Origin of the sequence: Guptibacillus hwajinpoensis (assembly GCF_005144865.1) — a bacterium.
Lineage (GTDB): Bacteria > Bacillota > Bacilli > Bacillales > Guptibacillaceae > Guptibacillus > Guptibacillus hwajinpoensis_A.
This window is the reverse complement of the sequence record NZ_SWFM01000005.1, coordinates 130,247-147,462: the sequence shown is the minus strand read 5'-3', so window position 1 is coordinate 147,462 and position 17,216 is coordinate 130,247. Positions and strand designations below refer to the sequence as shown.

The 17,216-nt window shown below is 39.0% G+C and carries 19 protein-coding genes; 8 read left to right on the top strand and 11 right to left on the bottom strand.

All coding sequences use genetic code 11. The features are described from left to right. The first annotated feature begins 197 nt into the window (after positions 1-197). The gene (locus tag FBF83_RS16395) at positions 198-731 is read left to right on the top strand and encodes an RNA polymerase sigma factor SigX (RefSeq protein WP_136948225.1); all 534 of its coding nucleotides are present in this window, start codon (positions 198-200) and stop codon (positions 729-731) included. Continuing rightward, positions 731-1,966 (top strand): GerMN domain-containing protein, encoded by a 1,236-nt coding sequence (locus tag FBF83_RS16390; protein ID WP_136948224.1) that lies wholly within the window; start codon positions 731-733, stop codon positions 1,964-1,966. Before FBF83_RS16395 ends, FBF83_RS16390 begins: the two co-directional genes overlap by 1 nt. Positions 1,967-2,007: 41 nt before the next feature. Here the strand turns inward: FBF83_RS16390 and FBF83_RS16385 are convergent, their stop codons facing one another. The 3 genes from FBF83_RS16385 to FBF83_RS16375 form a co-directional block, all read right to left on the bottom strand. After that, positions 2,008-2,496: an endolytic transglycosylase MltG gene (locus FBF83_RS16385; protein ID WP_136948223.1), complete on the bottom strand. Its 489-nt coding sequence runs from the start codon at positions 2,494-2,496 to the stop codon at positions 2,008-2,010. Next, entirely contained in the window at positions 2,489-2,692 is a 204-nt protein-coding gene (locus FBF83_RS16380) for a hypothetical protein (RefSeq protein WP_136948222.1), read from the bottom strand. The genes FBF83_RS16385 and FBF83_RS16380 overlap by 8 nt, the downstream gene beginning before the upstream one ends. 222 nt (positions 2,693-2,914) lie before the next feature. After that, the gene (locus tag FBF83_RS16375) at positions 2,915-3,541 is read right to left on the bottom strand and encodes an NUDIX hydrolase (protein WP_136948221.1); all 627 of its coding nucleotides are present in this window, start codon (positions 3,539-3,541) and stop codon (positions 2,915-2,917) included. Between the two features lie 171 nt (positions 3,542-3,712). On the opposite strand from FBF83_RS16375, the gene FBF83_RS16370 reads away from it, so the two are divergent. Next, the gene (locus tag FBF83_RS16370) at positions 3,713-4,186 is read left to right on the top strand and encodes a BsuPI-related putative proteinase inhibitor (protein ID WP_136948220.1); all 474 of its coding nucleotides are present in this window, start codon (positions 3,713-3,715) and stop codon (positions 4,184-4,186) included. A 262-nt stretch (positions 4,187-4,448) separates the two neighbouring features. Here the strand turns inward: FBF83_RS16370 and FBF83_RS16365 are convergent, their stop codons facing one another. Then, the gene (locus FBF83_RS16365) at positions 4,449-5,135 is read right to left on the bottom strand and encodes a DUF1836 domain-containing protein (RefSeq protein WP_136948219.1); all 687 of its coding nucleotides are present in this window, start codon (positions 5,133-5,135) and stop codon (positions 4,449-4,451) included. A gap of 169 nt (positions 5,136-5,304) precedes the next feature. Here FBF83_RS16365 and FBF83_RS16360 point away from each other — a divergent pair, with 169 nt between their 5' ends. Then, the gene (locus tag FBF83_RS16360) at positions 5,305-5,919 is read left to right on the top strand and encodes a hypothetical protein (protein ID WP_136948218.1); all 615 of its coding nucleotides are present in this window, start codon (positions 5,305-5,307) and stop codon (positions 5,917-5,919) included. A 52-nt stretch (positions 5,920-5,971) separates the two neighbouring features. Here FBF83_RS16360 and FBF83_RS16355 read toward each other — a convergent pair whose 3' ends face one another. The 5 genes from FBF83_RS16355 to FBF83_RS16335 all read right to left on the bottom strand — a co-directional run bounded on the left by FBF83_RS16355 (position 5,972) and on the right by FBF83_RS16335 (position 13,018). Further along, positions 5,972-6,964, bottom strand: a complete 993-nt coding sequence (locus tag FBF83_RS16355) for a zinc-binding dehydrogenase (RefSeq protein WP_136948217.1) — start codon at positions 6,962-6,964, stop codon at positions 5,972-5,974. 23 nt (positions 6,965-6,987) lie between these two features. Next, positions 6,988-7,284 (bottom strand): Dabb family protein, encoded by a 297-nt coding sequence (locus FBF83_RS16350; protein WP_136948216.1) that lies wholly within the window; start codon positions 7,282-7,284, stop codon positions 6,988-6,990. Positions 7,285-7,362: 78 nt separating this feature from the next. Further along, positions 7,363-9,333, bottom strand: a complete 1,971-nt coding sequence (locus FBF83_RS16345) for a hypothetical protein (protein ID WP_136948215.1) — start codon at positions 9,331-9,333, stop codon at positions 7,363-7,365. A 32-nt stretch (positions 9,334-9,365) separates the two neighbouring features. Continuing rightward, the gene (locus tag FBF83_RS16340) at positions 9,366-10,634 is read right to left on the bottom strand and encodes an ATP-grasp domain-containing protein (RefSeq protein ID WP_136948214.1); all 1,269 of its coding nucleotides are present in this window, start codon (positions 10,632-10,634) and stop codon (positions 9,366-9,368) included. Positions 10,635-10,894: 260 nt separating this feature from the next. Then, positions 10,895-13,018, bottom strand: a complete 2,124-nt coding sequence (locus FBF83_RS16335; protein WP_136948213.1) for an ATP-dependent Clp protease ATP-binding subunit — start codon at positions 13,016-13,018, stop codon at positions 10,895-10,897. 575 nt (positions 13,019-13,593) lie between these two features. Between FBF83_RS16335 and FBF83_RS16330 the strand changes: the two genes are divergently transcribed. After that, a complete protein-coding gene (locus FBF83_RS16330; RefSeq protein ID WP_136948212.1) occupies positions 13,594-14,058 on the top strand; it encodes a hypothetical protein in 465 nt (154 codons plus the stop codon). Here FBF83_RS16330 and mnmH read toward each other — a convergent pair. After that, positions 14,021-15,082: a tRNA 2-selenouridine(34) synthase MnmH gene (gene mnmH, locus FBF83_RS16325; RefSeq protein ID WP_169525564.1), complete on the bottom strand. Its 1,062-nt coding sequence runs from the start codon at positions 15,080-15,082 to the stop codon at positions 14,021-14,023. The genes FBF83_RS16330 and mnmH overlap by 38 nt on opposite strands. 115 nt (positions 15,083-15,197) lie before the next feature. On the opposite strand from mnmH, the gene FBF83_RS16320 reads away from it, so the two are divergent. The 3 genes from FBF83_RS16320 to FBF83_RS16310 all read left to right on the top strand — a co-directional run bounded on the left by FBF83_RS16320 (position 15,198) and on the right by FBF83_RS16310 (position 16,524). Next, the gene (locus FBF83_RS16320) at positions 15,198-15,545 is read left to right on the top strand and encodes a hypothetical protein (protein WP_136948210.1); all 348 of its coding nucleotides are present in this window, start codon (positions 15,198-15,200) and stop codon (positions 15,543-15,545) included. A 108-nt stretch (positions 15,546-15,653) separates the two neighbouring features. Beyond that, positions 15,654-16,016, top strand: coding sequence for a DUF4870 domain-containing protein (locus FBF83_RS16315; protein WP_240688136.1), 363 nt, complete (start codon positions 15,654-15,656; stop codon positions 16,014-16,016). Positions 16,017-16,326: 310 nt separating this feature from the next. Beyond that, positions 16,327-16,524, top strand: coding sequence for a DUF2188 domain-containing protein (locus FBF83_RS16310; RefSeq protein ID WP_136948209.1), 198 nt, complete (start codon positions 16,327-16,329; stop codon positions 16,522-16,524). A 259-nt stretch (positions 16,525-16,783) separates the two neighbouring features. On the opposite strand, the gene FBF83_RS16305 is transcribed toward FBF83_RS16310, so the two are convergent. Next, positions 16,784-17,167 carry a KGG domain-containing protein gene (locus tag FBF83_RS16305; protein ID WP_136948208.1) on the bottom strand — a complete coding sequence of 128 codons (384 nt, stop codon included), beginning with the start codon at positions 17,165-17,167 and terminating at the stop codon, positions 16,784-16,786. Positions 17,168-17,216 lie beyond the last annotated feature (49 nt).

Below are 17,216 nucleotides of genomic sequence, written 5' to 3'. Positions count from 1 at the left end.
CCCCTCTCAAACTGTAACTAAATCCCATTCTATCGAAGAACCGTGTAATACTAAAACACTTTGCATTATTGTTTGTTTAATAGAACAAATCTAAGTCACTATCAAGTTAAAATGGATCTACCCCTTTTTGTAATCTTACTGTAACCTTTTAATTAATAATCTCGTTTAGTTATTTAGGAGAGAGGGAGGGTTGCAGGATGGATAAGATTTTTGACCGTTTGTACGAGCATTATCACACGAACTTATTTCAATTTATCTTTTATATGGTTAAGAACCGCGCAGTGGCTGAAGAATTAGTTCAAGAAGTGTATATTAACGTACTACGTTCTTATCAATATTATGAAGAACGAAGCAACGAAAAAACTTGGCTTCTAGCAATTGCAAGAAATGTTGCCATTGATTATTTACGTACCCATAACAGAAGAACATCCAGATGGTTAAGTAAATTCGATTTCAATAAACAACAAACAGAAGATAGCACTCCACTACCTGATGAAATATTAGTTCAAAAAGAAGAGGTTCAAGGGGTTTATAAGTGTTTGAAAGAATGTACTCTTGATCAACAGCAGGTTCTCATTCTGCGCTACATTCAGGAATTATCGATCAATGAAACGGCGGAAATTCTTAATTGGAGTGTAAGTAAGGTGAAAACCACACAGCATAGAGCCATTAAAGCTCTTCGTGAACTCGTTGACGAACAAACCAATAGCCAACTAAAGGGGGTTTTATAATGAGCGATAAAACGAAATCTCTGCTCTCCCAACTACCTGAATTGAAAGATCAGAGAAATAAAGAAACCATCTATCAAAATATCCAGAAAAAAATGAATGAACCTGCACAATCACGAACAAAAAAGAAGAAAAAGACGCCATGGGTTATCCCGACGTTCGCAGCTGCACTTGTAATTCTACTGGCTGTTCTCATTACACCTGGATTATTCAATCAAAACGACGGTCCAACTAATCTTGCTATCACTGAGGAATCAAACGAAAAAAGCGAATTAGCAGATCATTCTGCTGCATCTGAGAACGATTCACAGACTGAGAATACAACCGAAGCACCATCTGATTCTTCAAATGATTTAGCAGCAAACACAACGATCGTGAAGGAAGAAGATCCACCGTTACCTAAAGCAGAGGCCAAATTTGAACAATATATACCTGCCCTTCAACAAACGAATGGTGAGAGCGTCGTTCTTTCTTATCCCGATCCAGAGAGTTTGCTACTCGTCCCCATTTCATTCAAGGTTGATAGTAGTAAAACAATGGCAAATAATATTCAAGACACCCTTTCGACCTTTGATGCATCTCAATATGGTCTTGCTAGTTCACCCTTAGTGAATGCAACATTTGATGTGGTAACGGAAGATGGAACGAAAACGCTTGTCGTTAGTTTCGAGGAACCTGGTGACAGTCTCTCTTCAAATGAATCGATTATGATTAATGATAGCGTCCAACAACTAGCTGCAAGCTTAAATGCTGAAGAAATCAGCTGGCAAACCAAGGGAGAAGAAGGCTATAACTTAGGGAACTTTGGACCAGCTGACACGTCAGTTAACAATAAACCTTCTCCTTACTATCTTTATGAAACAAATACGAAAAACCGATTTCTTGTTGAAGGGCCGAGTCTTCAGGGCGAAGAAGGAGCTCAGCTTGATGTAGCTCTTTCACAAATGAAAGAGGGCTCGAAAGAAGCAACATGGTATAAACCAGCTATTCCTTCTGACGTATCCATTTATTCTTTCGAAGGTGATGGATCTGAAGCGACAATTGCCTTTACTAAAGACAGTAAATTCCAATCAGAAGAGGAAGCATTACAGACAATCGAAGCCATTATGCTTGCAGCTTCTCAGTACAATTACAAAACCATCCTCTTTGAAAACACAGGATTCGATCAGATTGGAAACTACTCACTTAACGAGAAACTCTCGGTTCCTCAATCCCCTAACGCTGTTACAATAAACTAAAACATACAAAAAACACCCGGCCTATGTGCCGGGTGCTTTCATTACCTTGTTATTTCATCTATAATCTCAGAAGCAGACATATCTGTTCTAAGCTCGTACTTACCAGGTTGAACAGCTGTCTCTTTATCCTTATCCTGAAGGGTATCAATAAAGTCATCTGACTTCTTAACTAGTTTCTGATCAGCGAGACTTTGAGCAACTTCTAGACTAGTCATCCCCTCATCAATTGTAAAGCTTACTTTCTTCGGTTGATTAGATTCAGCTTCTTCTTTTTTCTCTTCTTCTGAAACTTTTTCCTCATGTTCTTGTTTATCAGCCGTAACCTTTTGCTGATCTACCTTTAGAGAATCATATTCCTCTTTCTTCACCATAACCATACCGTTTTCTTTAAGATGTTGCTCAACAGCGGCATCAGTCAGCTGATTTCCTTCTTCAGCAGTCGCTTGCGAGAACATGAAATAATATGCTGTTAAAAGAATAGCAGCGAACAAAAGACCTGCAGCAATTCCTTTTGCTTCTTGCTTACTCATTGTGACCACCACTGACAGATTTTGTTTTGCTTTCAAGCATTTCAGTACGCTGTTTCACTGTTTTTAACTCTTTCATCAAATTAATGTAAACATCATCAACCTGGCCTTTTACCTCTTTAGCATAGTCCTTGACGAAATATGAGTAAATAAAGAATCCAAGTGAACAGGCAAGTAAAACAAAGATAATTAACAACATAACTTTTCCCCCTATTAGATTACTTTCTTTCTCTCTATGTATTGCACATAATTTTTATCCATTTAATTGATTCGAATCGAGAATCTCATTTTTGTCGTTTTCATTTACTTTTAGTAATTTTGAAATACAAATAAACTAGAAAAACCGACATAAATCGACCTTTTCTAGTTTACCCATGTTTTATTAAATTGGCAATAGGGGCTCAATGGAAATACATATACCCTATTCTCCCTGTGTTAAATGAATAAAGTGATAGAGAATTCTTGCCGTCATTCCCCAAATCACATAATCCTTATAGTAATAGAAGAACTCTGGCATGGCTGAAGAAGACCAATTATACTCCTCCCCATTCGGTATAAGGTGAAAGGGAAAGCTGTCATCCGGCTTTACATGTACTCGAATATCATGACGTTCAGGGGGATGATTAATAAAATGACTAAGCGGAACAGTAAATACTTCTTCAACCTCATCCGGATTAGAAGATAGTTTTGTTCCTGCTTTTATAACGCCTGCAAATGGATAAACAATAGATTGAAACGAAGTAACTAGAAAATCCAACTCTCCCATAATGTTTACTTCTTTCTCCATTACGCCAAGCTCTTCACACGTTTCCCTTATTGCCGCATCCATTGGACTATTATCCTGACGATCGACTTTACCTCCTGGGAAACAAACTTCACCTGGTTGTCTTCTAAGAGTATGTGCTCTCACTTCGAATAACACATGAAGCTCATCATTTTTTTCGATTAAAGGTAGGAGTACAGCAAATTTAAAGAACCGTTCATTACCGAGGACTTCTGCATTTCTGCCATGTATTTTAGAATTAATATCTACTAACGATGGCTTCATTCTATCTAACTCCTTTATACTAATATGCTATCACTCTATTATACGGTATAAGAAACATTTTATCCCCTTCTAGACCCAATCCCAACATGATAAGGTATTTTCTAAATTAGTTCTGGTAAATCTGTAACCATATGTACGCTTAACCCGTCTAGTTAATAAAGGAGTGATTAAATGTTAAAGTATTTCACTGTGGGAACGATGGTCCTCCTTATGCTTTCAGGTTGCGGAGAGGAGAATTCATCAATGAACACAAACAGTAACACAAGTGAACAGGTATCTGGTTCCTCTGGAATTGTAGCTGGTTCTATGGAGCCCTCCCTAACATTAGAGACGAAAGAGAATGGCAAAGTAACTTTTCAATACACCATACAAAATCAAACGGAACAAGTTCAAACAATCACCTTTCCAAGTAGTCAGAAATATGAATACAAGCTTTATAATGAAAAAGGTGCTCATCTCAAAACCTATTCCGCTGACAAAAGTTTTGTTAAACAAGAAGAAGTTCTCAAAGTTAAACAGGCTGAAATTCTGGAATATCCAATAACGATTGATCAGCTTTCTCCAGGTACTTATAAATTAGATGTTTGGTTAGCTACCGAAGGAAAAGGCGATTACAAGACAACTATCGATTTTACAATAGAGTAAATAAAAACAAGCTGACCTATGACATATGGGTTAGCTTGTTTTTATTATTAGGCTATTTTCTAAAAGCTCTTTTCATTTACATTGTTGCTTTTGCAATAAGATTAGTGGTTGATTTCCGCTCCAGGATGCTCGCTTTCCTTGGTGCGGGCGGTGAGCCTCCTAGTCCCGCAGGAGTCGAGCACCTTCCGCTCCAATCAGCTAAGTTTGGTTCTTTATACAAAAATTCTTTCAAAAGCAACAATCTTGGGAAAAGGGCCTATTATTATTTCCATACCTCTTCCAGATAGTGTTTGGAGAGAGCTTGATAATAAGCACCCTGAACAGAAAGCGCTGCAGAAATTAATAGTTTTTCAATATCCTCACGTTGGCTGAGCGTTAAGTGTTCAAAGATTAATGTTAACTGTCTTGCTTTCTCTGTGAAGTCTTTCTTAGATGGATTTAGCTCTGAATGAATCGCTTCGAAAAGCTGAGCGTAAGCAGTATAGAAAATTAGCGGATCAATTAAGTCATCATTTCGGTCAGCGGGATTATTGAAAGCATAACGAAGTAAAAGTCGTATGCTCTCAAAGTCATGAGTGTTTTTTAGATCTTCAACAATAAATAAAATAGCGGCCTGTTCTATGGAATATTTTTTACCAAGCTGTGGTGAACCGATCCAATCCTTTATATCTCGCTTCACCCAGTTTTGGACGGCTGTTGAACGGAAGCTCGCATACTCCAGTTGATTTCCAAGGCTAACAATTTCATTAATCGATAAACCAAAAGCTTCTTTACCTATCTTAAGTAACTTCCCAAAAATAGGCGGTAGCTCTGACGACATTTCATATATATCTGCTGAATTTCCTGAACGATTTAAAGCAATTTCAAGGATTTGAAATGGTGCTTCTTGATTCCGTATTGCTTGTAACAATGTTCCCATCTCTGTTCTTGTTAAATAAAATCCTCTCATCGTACACCCCTACATATAAGGTCATTTGAACTTATCGTATAGCTTATTTATGGAAATTTCAAGAAGGATAGGTCATACCCCCCAATATTTGGGCACCTATCCTTTAACATAGTAGGAACTGAATTAGATATGGGTGAATATCCTGTGTTGTGTAAAGGAGGAATTACTCATGAACATGTACGGTAATCACATGCCTAACCAGGGCGTACAGGGTGCTATGCAGGGTAACATGCCTAATCAAGCCGTCCAAGGTGCTATGCAAGGTAATATGCCTAACCAGGCTGTCCAAGGTGCTATGATGGGTAATATGCCTAATCAAGCTGTTCAAGGCGCTATGCAAGGTAATATGCCTAATCAAGCTGTTCAAGGCGCTATGCAAGGTAATATGCCTAATCAAGCTGTTCAAGGTGCTATGCAAGGTAATATGCCTAATCAAGCTGTTCAAGGTGCTATGATGCATGGAAAAGAGAAAGAGCTTAAAGGCGATATGAAAAAATTATGTAACCGTTACAGTCAATATCACGCGAAAGTTAAAATGCAGGATGGAATGGAGTATGAAGGCATTTTAATGGATTCTGATGATGAACATATGTCAATGATGATCCCTCAAGAAGTCGAGGAAGATGAGGGGCCAGACATGAACAGACAATATGGACGATATCGCTATCGTAGATTCGGTCGTTTTTTCTTCCCATTAGCAGGAATTGCAGCGCTAAGTCTCATTCCTTATTATCGACCATATCCATATTATCCGTATTACGGATATCCACCATATTATTACTAAGAAAAAGGAAGCCATCACGGCTTCCTTTTTGCATTCTCAAAACTATATCATGCTAAATCGTTACAGCTAGTTTACCAAATTGATTCGCATCGCTTAAATGCTCAAATGCTTTCTCTATCTCATCTAACGAATACGTTTCATCAATGACAGGTTTAATTGAATGGTTTTCTACGAAAGCAATCATTTGATTAAATTCTTCTGCACTGCCCATGGTTGATCCGAGCAAATTGTATTGGCCATAGAAGAAGGAGCGCAAATCAAAATCAATTGAATCTCCTGTTGAGGAGCCGAAAATGACAAGAGTACCTCCTCGTTTCAATAAGTTCAGTGATCGATTAAAAGTAGCAGCTCCAACACTCTCAATCACAAGGTCGACCTGTTCATGTGCAGCTACTTTTTCCCAGTCTTCCTCATTGGAAAGAGCTTTGTCAGCTCCTAACTCAAGTGCAAGAGCTCTCTTCTCTTCACTTCTTGAACTCACAATGACTCTTGCACCAGCTGCTTTTGCGAATTGAAGAAGAAATGTTGCGACTCCCCCACCTATCCCTGGAATAAATACGGTCTGACCTCTCGTAAGCTGACCTCTCGTAAATAATGCACGATATGCGGTTAAACCAGCGAGTCCAACAACAGCTGCTTCTTCAAAGGATAAAGACTCAGGCTTTACTACAGCATTCTCAGCAGGTACCACAATTGTTTCTGCAAACGTCCCATGACCAGGGAACCCAACAATTTGAAATCCTTCTGGTGGAATCGCTGAATTTTCTTTCCAACCAAGTGAAGGATTAATGAGGACATGATCGCCAACTTTTACATCTTTTACTTTGCTACCCACTTCAATAACAACACCCGCTCCGTCTGATCCTAGAACAACATCCGGTTCAGAGGCACCGTGTCGCTCAGGAATCACTAGGTCACGATGATTAAGACCCGACGCCTTTAGTCTTATTTTCACTTCTCCACTTGATGGGGTTACTTCATTTAGTTGATCATGAAGAGCTAATCCTTCGTTTCCAGCGTGGCCTCCATGCACAAATCCTTTCATATGTATTCTCTCCTTTCACTTCCTTACAAGCATTCAAAATCGAGTGCTAACACTTCTGTCATGCCAATTTCTTTTAAGTATGCGACTACCTCTTGATGGGCTGGATGAGGTCCATATGCTTCTAGAGCTTCTCTTGATTCAAATCGAACCGTTAATCCACTTTCAAAGCCCTGACTCCTATCTGAAAAGTTAGTTCCAGCTTGAATATCGGCAATGCCAGGAATCTTGCCCTTTACCTGAATTAGCCTTTTCATCCCTTCTTCTTTCTGTTCCTTTGTTGTTTCATTACTAAACTTAAATAATACAACATGTTCAATCATTGTAACTCCTCCTTCTCTTTTCCTTATTTATACACAAAACAGCGCCTCGAAACAAATCCAAGGCGCTGTAACTCCTAATTATTTACTAATCCATGTGTACTCCTGACCCCAACTCTCTAGAGCCATTGACTTCACATTCGAGACGTTCTCTGACTCCACTGCGTAAGCATCTCCCTGTTCATAAGGATTATAGTGAAATGCGTACAACCTCGATGTGAATTCATCGAATGGGAGAGAACTTTCGCCAGGAAGTTCTCCTTGATCCATCACTGTACTTTCGATACCTTGACCCCAGTTTTGCGAACCATCATTGTTCGGATTATAGAAATAAACTCTATATTCTCCATCTGGGCTCTTGGCAATTCTTTGGATTGATACAGCATGGAAACCAAGCATCTTCCCATGAACATTTGTAATAAAAATGCCAACAGGATTCGGATAGATTAGTTCATAGTCATCGTTGTATTCAGGATGATGTGTAGCATAAAACAGTCTAACAAAACCAGGATAATCCGTTACACTACCTGTTATCGGTTCGATAACCGTACTAAACCCTTTTTGTACCCAGTCGCCATAGAAAGCTGGATTAACCCAGCGGTGCCCATCTTCTCCTCTAAGAGCGACTCGGCTCATCATCTCGCTGTATATACGATCAAGATGCGGGACAAGTACAAGCGATACAGGATCAAGCTCTGGATGTAGATCTGGTGCAAGTCCTCCATGAAGATCTTTGGAGTGAATGTGAATACCTTCGAACACCATATCAATATCACCATCACGTGCAGCTCTTGGAATAATCTCTAATAAATAACCTGGGGCGTGCTGAGCCCATAGACTAATTCCTCTCGCTGCCTGACAAGTTGGATTAAGACCCTGTCCAACCCCAAGAGGTTGACCAAGAACACTAATCACTCCAGCAAGTAAAATGCTGTTTGCTGTTAGCCCTTCTCCTTCACCTACTGTTTTGAAGAGTGCGCTCCGTACTTCAGGACGTATATCCAGTTCAATCAATCGCCTTAAGCCTGGCATTACTGGAGATGCAGACAATACTCCTCTTTCAAGTAATAGAGCAAGACCGTAAACCGATTGGCATGTTGAAGGGAAGAGAGCTACCTTAATAAGCTGGTGTACAAGTTCAGCGTGTTCTTCAAGATTCGCCTTCCCCTTGCCAGTCAACTGAAGCAAAATAGGAAGAAGGTGTGGAGATTTTCGACTCAAAAACCTTGCTAGAACGCTATGTTGCGGAGAGCAAAGTCCCGTATTTCTCATCGAAACTCCCAGCGCTTCACTCTCTTTACGCAACTCTTCAGTAGAGAGTGCCATCAGCTGTTTACGGTAATCATTTGGTAACGGATTTGCACTACTTAACTCTGACGCCCCTTCAACTGAAGCAATGTACTTCTCAAGGACATTGCGCTGTGTGTCACTTGTTTCCGTTTTCAACATTTCTTTGGCCATTCTTATCATTGAAACAGTCCGCTTCACAGTAATAGGACGCTGTGCTGTTAAGCGTTCAATTTCATGAATAAGTGTTTCCGATAGCGCGCTTGAAGAAAGATACTGTGAAATAAATCGAAACAGTCTCTGTGCTTCAACTGTGTTCTCCTTTTTCTCAATTCTAGACGCCTCCGAAGCATCTGGAAAAAGTAAATCCAGGTTTAGAGCCATAACTTCATTCAAGAAGTCCATCGCCATTTCCTGTGATACTTTAGGATGATTGGCTTTTCCATCTGCAATGGCTAACATACGCAAATCGCTGAGCATCTCAATAACATATGGAAGCCCTTTTGCCTGCAGAGAGCCTGCTACTAGTGGAGGTTGCAGCTTCGATGCATCCTCCCATGGACCGTCCTGAAAAACACCTGCATCATCAAATCGATGTGCGTATTGATAAAGTACTTCAAGCCCCTCTTCTGTTTCAAGGAGACGGTTTGCTTCTTGATAAACATCTGTTTGATAACGCGACTTCGCGTAAGAAGGAGCATCTTCGAGACGTGTCAAAAAGCGGGAAAACCTTGCAATCTTTCCTTCTGTTACTTCAGATGGCATGCTAAATTCTCCTTTATGGTAAAGATAATGTTCTATAAATAGAAGTCATACTTTTCATAGTCAACTAGTAAACGAGTCATTTCAGCACTATCATCTCCGAAGAAGAAGATCGTACCATAATGATTTCCAAATCCTACTCGCTCAGCCACTTTCCCTTGAGGTGGTGTAAACATATCATGTTTCTCAAATAACTCATGATTTTCAAGCTCTTCCGGAATGTTGAGCTCCTCAATAAAGTTTACATGTGGATGAACCATTAGACATCCAGCATAACCTCGCGCCTCATCTTCAGCAGGGAAGAATTCTCTTAATTCTTCTTCTGTCGTATTTGGATCACTACAAAGAATTTGAGCTTCGTATGCACTGAATCCGTAAGCGCGTTCAATTAAATCAAATATATGTCCACCAGGTACTCTCGCCGCTACCTCACCAAAATGAAGGGTACCATCAGGCATAACAAAATACTCTGGATGAATAACACCGTTCTCAATTTCAAATGCTTCGATTAGCTGTTCAATTGCTTTTCGAATGATTGGACGTTTCGCTTCAAGAGATGGGGAAGGCGGTACAAAGTTAGAGTATCCAAGCTTTACATACTCTGTGATATTAAGAAATTGAATTTTTCCTTTGTGGACGAAAACTTCACAAGAGAATTCTTGTCCATCTAGATGACTTTCCATTAGTAGAGGAAAATCAGTGTCTGTTAGTGCTTCAATATCTGCAGGGTCATCAATAGCTCGATGTCCCACTGATCCAGCCTTATCTAGAGGCTTACAGTGAATCGGTTCGTATTTATCTCCATCTACTTTCAGAAGAGCTTCGTTCACTCTTTTAAGAAAACGTTTTACATCTTCTTTATCTCTTGCTTCTTCAAACACGCCAACTTTAATACCGGCCATCTGTGCCTTACGTTTCATCATTCCCTTATCTCTTAAAAGGAGAGAACGGTTGAAAAGTCTTGGCTCTTCTCTAAAGCGTGAATTTAGAGCTCCTGCCCATTCGACACACTCTTCATAAAGGGGGACTGCAACCTCTGCACCTAATGCTTTAAGCTGCTTATAGAGTTTGTCAGAACCTTCATTTAATCTGTCAAACTCCCAACCTACGAAAGTGATGTCGTGTTTCTCGGCATATTCCTTAAAATCAGGAGGACCCACCACTACAAAAGGCCGATTCAACTTGTCACAGGCCTCAATTGCGGGAAGACTCCATCCAATCAATGCTGTTAAATATGGAATTGTCTTTCCTTCTGGCTGACTTTCTTGTAACGTCTGGTTCATTTCTAGCTGATCCAGTTCCATTTTGTTCTCGCTCCTTTATAAAATAGTAGAGAAGTCTTTCCTGACCTTCCTTATATAACGTAGCAGATATAACAACTTATTTTAACTAATATTCTGAACTTTCGCCACACAATTACAAAAGAAGTCAAAAAACGACATTATATGACACCTATATAATTGGAATAGGTCAGGAATACCGCTACTTATGTACTTCCCTCTTTTTGTAAAAATGTAACAAAAAAAGAAAGCCGCTCTGTTTAGAACGACTTCCTTTCCAACTATTACGCTTGTTTATTCACGACAATGTTACCTTCAATAAGTTCAACAGTGACTGATTTTACGTCACCCTCATCAACGAGTAGGTCTGCAATTCCATCTTCAACATGTTCTTCAATCACTCTTCGAAGAGGTCGTGCACCAAACTTTGGATTGTACCCTAATTCTGCCAGTTTCACTTTCGCATCATCACTAATCGTTAGTGATATATTTTGTTCAACAAGACTTTCATCTAATTCATGAATCATTAAATCTACAATCGTCACAAGACTTGTTTGCTCGAGCGAATTAAACGGAATGATACCATCAAATCGATTCAAGAATTCTGGCATGAAATAGTTTCCTAAACTTTCCATAACTCCTGTATAGCTCTCAGCTGAATCAAAGCCTACAGTAATTTTGCGTTCAGCAGTACCAGCATTACTTGTCATAATAATAACAGTATCTTTAAAGCTAACCGTTCTCCCTTGACTATCTGTCAAACGACCATCATCTAGAATCTGAAGGAACATATTTTGGACATCAGGATGTGCCTTTTCGACCTCGTCAATTAATAAGATACTATAAGGCTTGCGACGCACTCTCTCGGTTAACTGACCTGCTTCTTCATGACCTACATATCCAGGAGGTGAGCCAATGAGCTTAGAAACAGAGTGTTTCTCCATGTACTCACTCATATCAAGTCGAATTATTGCTTCTCTGTCTCCAAACATTTCTTCAGCAAGAGATCTAGAAAGTTCTGTCTTACCTACACCTGTTGGCCCCACGAATAGGAACGAACCGATAGGTCGATTCTGACGTTTTAAACCTGCTCTGCTTCTGCGAATCGCTTTTGCTACCTTGTTTACGGCATCTTCTTGCCCAACTACCTTCGTATTAAGTCTTTCAGCAAGGTTTTTCATTTTGGTTTGTTCATCTTCACGAAGTTTGCGTACAGGGATTCCTGTCTTACCTTCGATAATGTGCTGAATCTCTTCTATATCAATCACATTCTCATTCTTCGAAGAATGATTTACTGTTTCTTCAAGCTGTTTCTCAAGCTTAGACTCCTCATCTCGAAGTTTAGCAGCTTGTTCATAGTCTTCAGCATCTGTCGCTTTTTTCTTGTCTACAGCTATTTGCTGCAAACGTTTCTGAACCTCTTCATGGTTTGTTTCAGCAAATGTTAAGTTCATTTTCGCACCTGCTTCATCCAGTAAATCAATCGCCTTATCAGGAAGGAAACGATCTTGTATGAATCGGTTAGACAATGTTACACATGCTTTGATTGCTTCTTGTGTGTAGCTAACTTCATGATAATCCTCGTATTTCTGCTTAAGCCCATTTAGAATTTCAATCGCTTCTTCTACGGACGGTTCGTTTACCATGACTGGCTGGAAACGTCGCTCAAGTGCTGCGTCCTTCTCAATTTGTCGATACTCTTTAAGCGTAGTTGCACCAATAAGCTGCAACTCTCCCCTTGCGAGTGCTGGTTTGAGAATGTTTCCGGCATCCATTGACCCTTCCGCTGATCCTGCACCAACAATCTGGTGAAGTTCATCCACGAATAAAATGACGTTCTTTCTATTTTGTAGTTCCGAAATCAGTTGCTTCATTCTCTCTTCAAACTGTCCTCGAATTCCTGTGTTTGATACAAGAGACGCTACATCCAGTAAGTAAATTTCTTTATTTTTTAGCTTCGAAGGAACGTTTCCTTCAGAAATTCGAAGAGCAAGACCTTCGGCAATGGCTGTTTTACCAACACCTGCTTCTCCGATAAGAACTGGATTATTTTTATTTCTTCTATTTAGTGTCTCAATCACGCGAGCTACTTCTTGTTCCCTACCAATCACAGGGTCAATTAAACCAGCTTTCGCAGCATCAGAAAGATTTCGACCTAATTCATCAAGCAAGCCGCTTTTTCCGTTTTCAGTTTCTGCTTCAGGCACGTGTTCACTAGTTGAACCGTTTGATGGGTTCATAAAGGAGTTGAAGAAATCGTCTATTTGACCCTTTGGTGATGGAGCAGTTTGACCATTCATCACTTTTGTATAACACGTGCTACAAAGATGAACTCGTTTTCTACTCTCATTTACTTGAACATTCAATTGAACTGACGCATTATTTTGCTGACAATGATCACAAAGCATATGATGGCCTCCTTTTAATATATATCCTTAGAATTAAATTAAATATTGTTTAGTAAAAGGGCAAAGTAGTTGTTTTGACTTTGACTATCTTTGACCTTGTAACTTTATTATAATTTGACTATCTTTGACTTTCAAGTGATTTGCTTATCTTTTTCCTAAAATACTTAGAAAGAAAAAAGCCGAGACATAAGTCTCAGCTTTTTTTGAAAAGTTCTTTTTTATAAGATTGTTGTTTTTGAAAAGAGTTGGTATAAGAATTCCCAATTAGATGATTGGAGCGGAAGGATGCTCGACTCCTGCGGGACTAGCGGGACAGGTGAGACCCCACAGGAGCGTTAGCGACGAGGAGGCTCACCGCCCGCCCCGCGGAAAGCGAGCATCCTGGAGCGGAAAGCACGCATTACTCTTTTATCAACAATGTCTGCAAAAACAGCCTTTTGAATTGTAATATTTGAAATAAAGGAATTTTTTTAAGGGTTGGATAATAGATTGTAATAAACTACTTTTCGACAAAGGGTATACAAGTTTACTAGTACGGTAACAATGATGATAGATTATAAAAGGGAGGATTACCAATGAATGATTCCGTCTATCAATTGATTGTTGAAACGACCGTCAAACGAGTCCCTACCTGTCACGAGTCGCCTGGAGATTTCTTCATTGCCCTTGATGATCGAGACTACCCTTATTTAATTTTACCCACACCGAAAGAAATGTTCGATAATGATGACGTTTTTACTATTCGCTTAATTCCTGATCCACTAAACAGGTTTCGATTTGAAATGGACAACTCATTTACGAAATTATCATTCACTCGCTTTTTTACTTTTTTTGACGACAAATCCTATTACTTCGGTCCAGACGACAACATGCTTATCCATTTCCTGAAGTCGCCTGTTTATAAAAGTTATGTGGCATGGGTTAGTAATTTGTATTTCAAACGAATTGACGACCTTATTGAACGATATAACAATGAACAGCTACCAGAAGAAAGAAAATCAATTAAAGCGAAACTTTCTCGCCTTCTGATCGAAGCATAGTTCCCAATCGATCCACTTCATTCTGGACAAGCCGACATCCTTCTTCGAGTGTTTTATAAGAAAGATTAACAATGTCACCTTCGTTTTCATATGCTTTGTGCTCATACCGCGGGTCATAGTAATGAAGCAATAATCTCTCCACAATTGAGGCATAATTGTTGTCTTCAACTGCTGAGTAGATTTCATCTCGATCTTCATCAGAAAAACGCTTCTCGATCTTGTTAATGCCTCTCATAATCTCAACTTTATGTTGTTCAGGATGATACGTATTTAGGATCGTTTGAATTCGATAAGAAAGCGGGGCGTGGACTTGAATACGCGTCCCTTTTTGTTTTCCATCGAGAATGAAGTCAGGAATAATAATATTTCCAAGTCGCTTGCTTTCAGACTCAATAATATAAAAAGCGGTATCTCCAATCTCCTTTAATCTGTGATAGAGCTTTGCCTCAAATTCCTTCTGACTTCGCTCAGGCAAGTTAACCCTTCCAAATACTGATCCTCGATGAGCAGCAAGTCCTTCAAGGTCAACTACAGGATAACCTCTATTTTCCAAATCGTTTAGAATTTCAGTTTTGGATGTGCCAGTTAATCCTTCTAGAACAATGTATGGTGTATTTAGATTGGCTATATGCTCTAACCCTTCTGTCACCTTTTGACGATAAGAACGAATACCACCTTCAAGCTGATAGCATGAAAGTCCCATCATGTCATATATAACAGTCAAACTTTTGCTTCGCATACCTCCACGCCAACAATAAACCGCAAATTCTTCTCCACCAGATAGTTCTTTCGCTTTCTCATAAAATTCAGGAAGATATGGTGAAATAAGTGATATACCTAGTACTTTCGCTGCTTCTGTTCCTTTTTGCTTATATGTCGTCCCAACCAATTCCCTTTCTTCATTAGAAAAAACCGGTAAATTGATGGCCCCTGGAATATGAAATTTTTCATATTCGGCTGGTGTTCGTACATCAATAAGCGTAAGCTCTCTATCCAGAACATCATTTATCGTAATTGTCTTCATTACAATCATCCTTTGTTTCTATTCGTATTTTAAGTATAGCATCTACTCTTCTACAAGTTCAGAGTAACGGTTTATCTACCTTCAAAATGGGGAAGTTAATGGTGAGGTGAATAGTATGGAAACTTCAACAATGTTAACAGAAATTCGTACTACGCTTACTGAATGGGTTGGTGGACATTTAATTATTGAGAAGAAAGAACAAGACGATGTGGATAAGATAATTATGAAGATTGATGACTTTGCATTTCTACATCGTGGTAAGACCGTTGATGACTACACAGCATCAACACTTCTTCAGCTTAAGGGAGAAGGTAAAGTGATCTCCGATGAGGCTACTGTTCCACTTCCACACTCATTATTTGAAATTCCACTAGAGAATATCAACGAAGTGAACCACCAGACTAACGAACTAATGATAGGAAGTTCACGTGCTTCTTACCACATAAGTTACAATCCTAATTAACGGAAACCATCTGGTTTCCGTTTTTAATTTAATATAAAACACCCTAAGAATATCCTTTCTTACTCCTTAATATGCTGATGATAGATAGCTTTATCAGGAGGGATTCTATTGGATAAACAAGATGCAACTACTCCTAATCAGGAAGCACGCACATGGGCCATGTTTGCACATCTCTCTGCCTTATCAGGTTACTTAGTCCCTTTCGGAAATATTGTCGGGCCTTTAATCATATGGTCAATTAAAAGAGAATCTGATCCATTTATCGATAATCAAGGAAAAGAGGCATTAAATTTCCAAATTAGTATGACCATCTATACCCTTATTCTCGGGATTTTAAGTATTGTAATAATTGGGCTTATTCTGCTACCTGTTCTTTTCATTTTCCATCTTGTGTTTATTATTATTGCATCAGTTAAATCTAATCAAGGCGAAACATATCGTTACCCTTTAACAATTCGACTCGTGTCTTGAATTTCCAAGAATTTAGTATGTTCACACATAATTTAGCTATGTCCATGTTATAATGGAACTAAACTTATAATGTGGAGGGTCTGCTCTTGGCTGCTAAAGAAAAAGAATGGAACCGTTTTACTGTTTGGGCACTAGCGTTTATGGTATGGGCTGTGCCAATCGCTTTCATAGTCGGTTTTTACATCACAACAAGACCGCAATAAAATCAGCGTATATACGCTGATTTTTTTATTGTATCGAAAACTATGTTTTAGCTCTCTTTTAGTTGGGAAATAGTATTACTACAACAGTTTAAAGGAGGATATTTCCCATGAAGGAATATACAGTAGCACCAAATAAAGATGTAACAGGTTGGTACGTTAAAATTGAGGACATTGCACCAACAGACTTATACAAAATGCGTTCAACTGCGATTGAGAAAGCAGAAGAACTAGCTCAGGAAGACACACCTAGCCGCTTGCTAATTCTAAACGAACAGCATGAAGTTGAAGAAGAACGCACATTTTAATGAATATACATAGAAATCCCCTTCACGAATTCGTGAAGGGGATTTCTATCGTTCTAATTATTTTAAGACTCTTATCGTAGACATTGTTGCTATAAGAGTGAGGGGGGAATTCTGCTTCAGGATGCTCGCTTTCCGCTCCAATCAGCCAAGTTTGATTCTTAATACAAAAATTCTCTCAAAAGCAACAATCTTTGAAAAAAGACCCTTTTAGAAAAGATCCTTATATAAAAAAGCGAAGGGATAACCCTCCGCTCGTTCATTATGAATTCTGATTTCCTCCGCTTTTCTTACCGCCTTTTTCTCCAATCTCACGATAGAATTCCTTATCTTGATTTTTGGAGGTTTGCTCTCCGCCTTTTTCTCCAATTTCTTGATAGAACTCTTTATCATGCTCTCTAGCTGTTTTCTTTCCGCCTTTTTCACCGATATCTTCATAAAATTCTTTACCATGTTCATTGGATGTTTTGTTTCCACCCTTTTCTCCAATTTCCTGGTAAAATTCTTTATCATGTTCCTTAGCTGTCTTTTCTCCACCTTTTTGTCCAATATCTTCGTAAAAATCTTTATTATGTTCCCTTGCTGTTTTTTTACCACCTTTACGGCCTGCTTCTTCTCTACTCATTTTGTCATTATTGTTCGTCATCTTGAATCCTCCTCAAGTATTGTTAATTATTTTAAGTAACACACCTTCA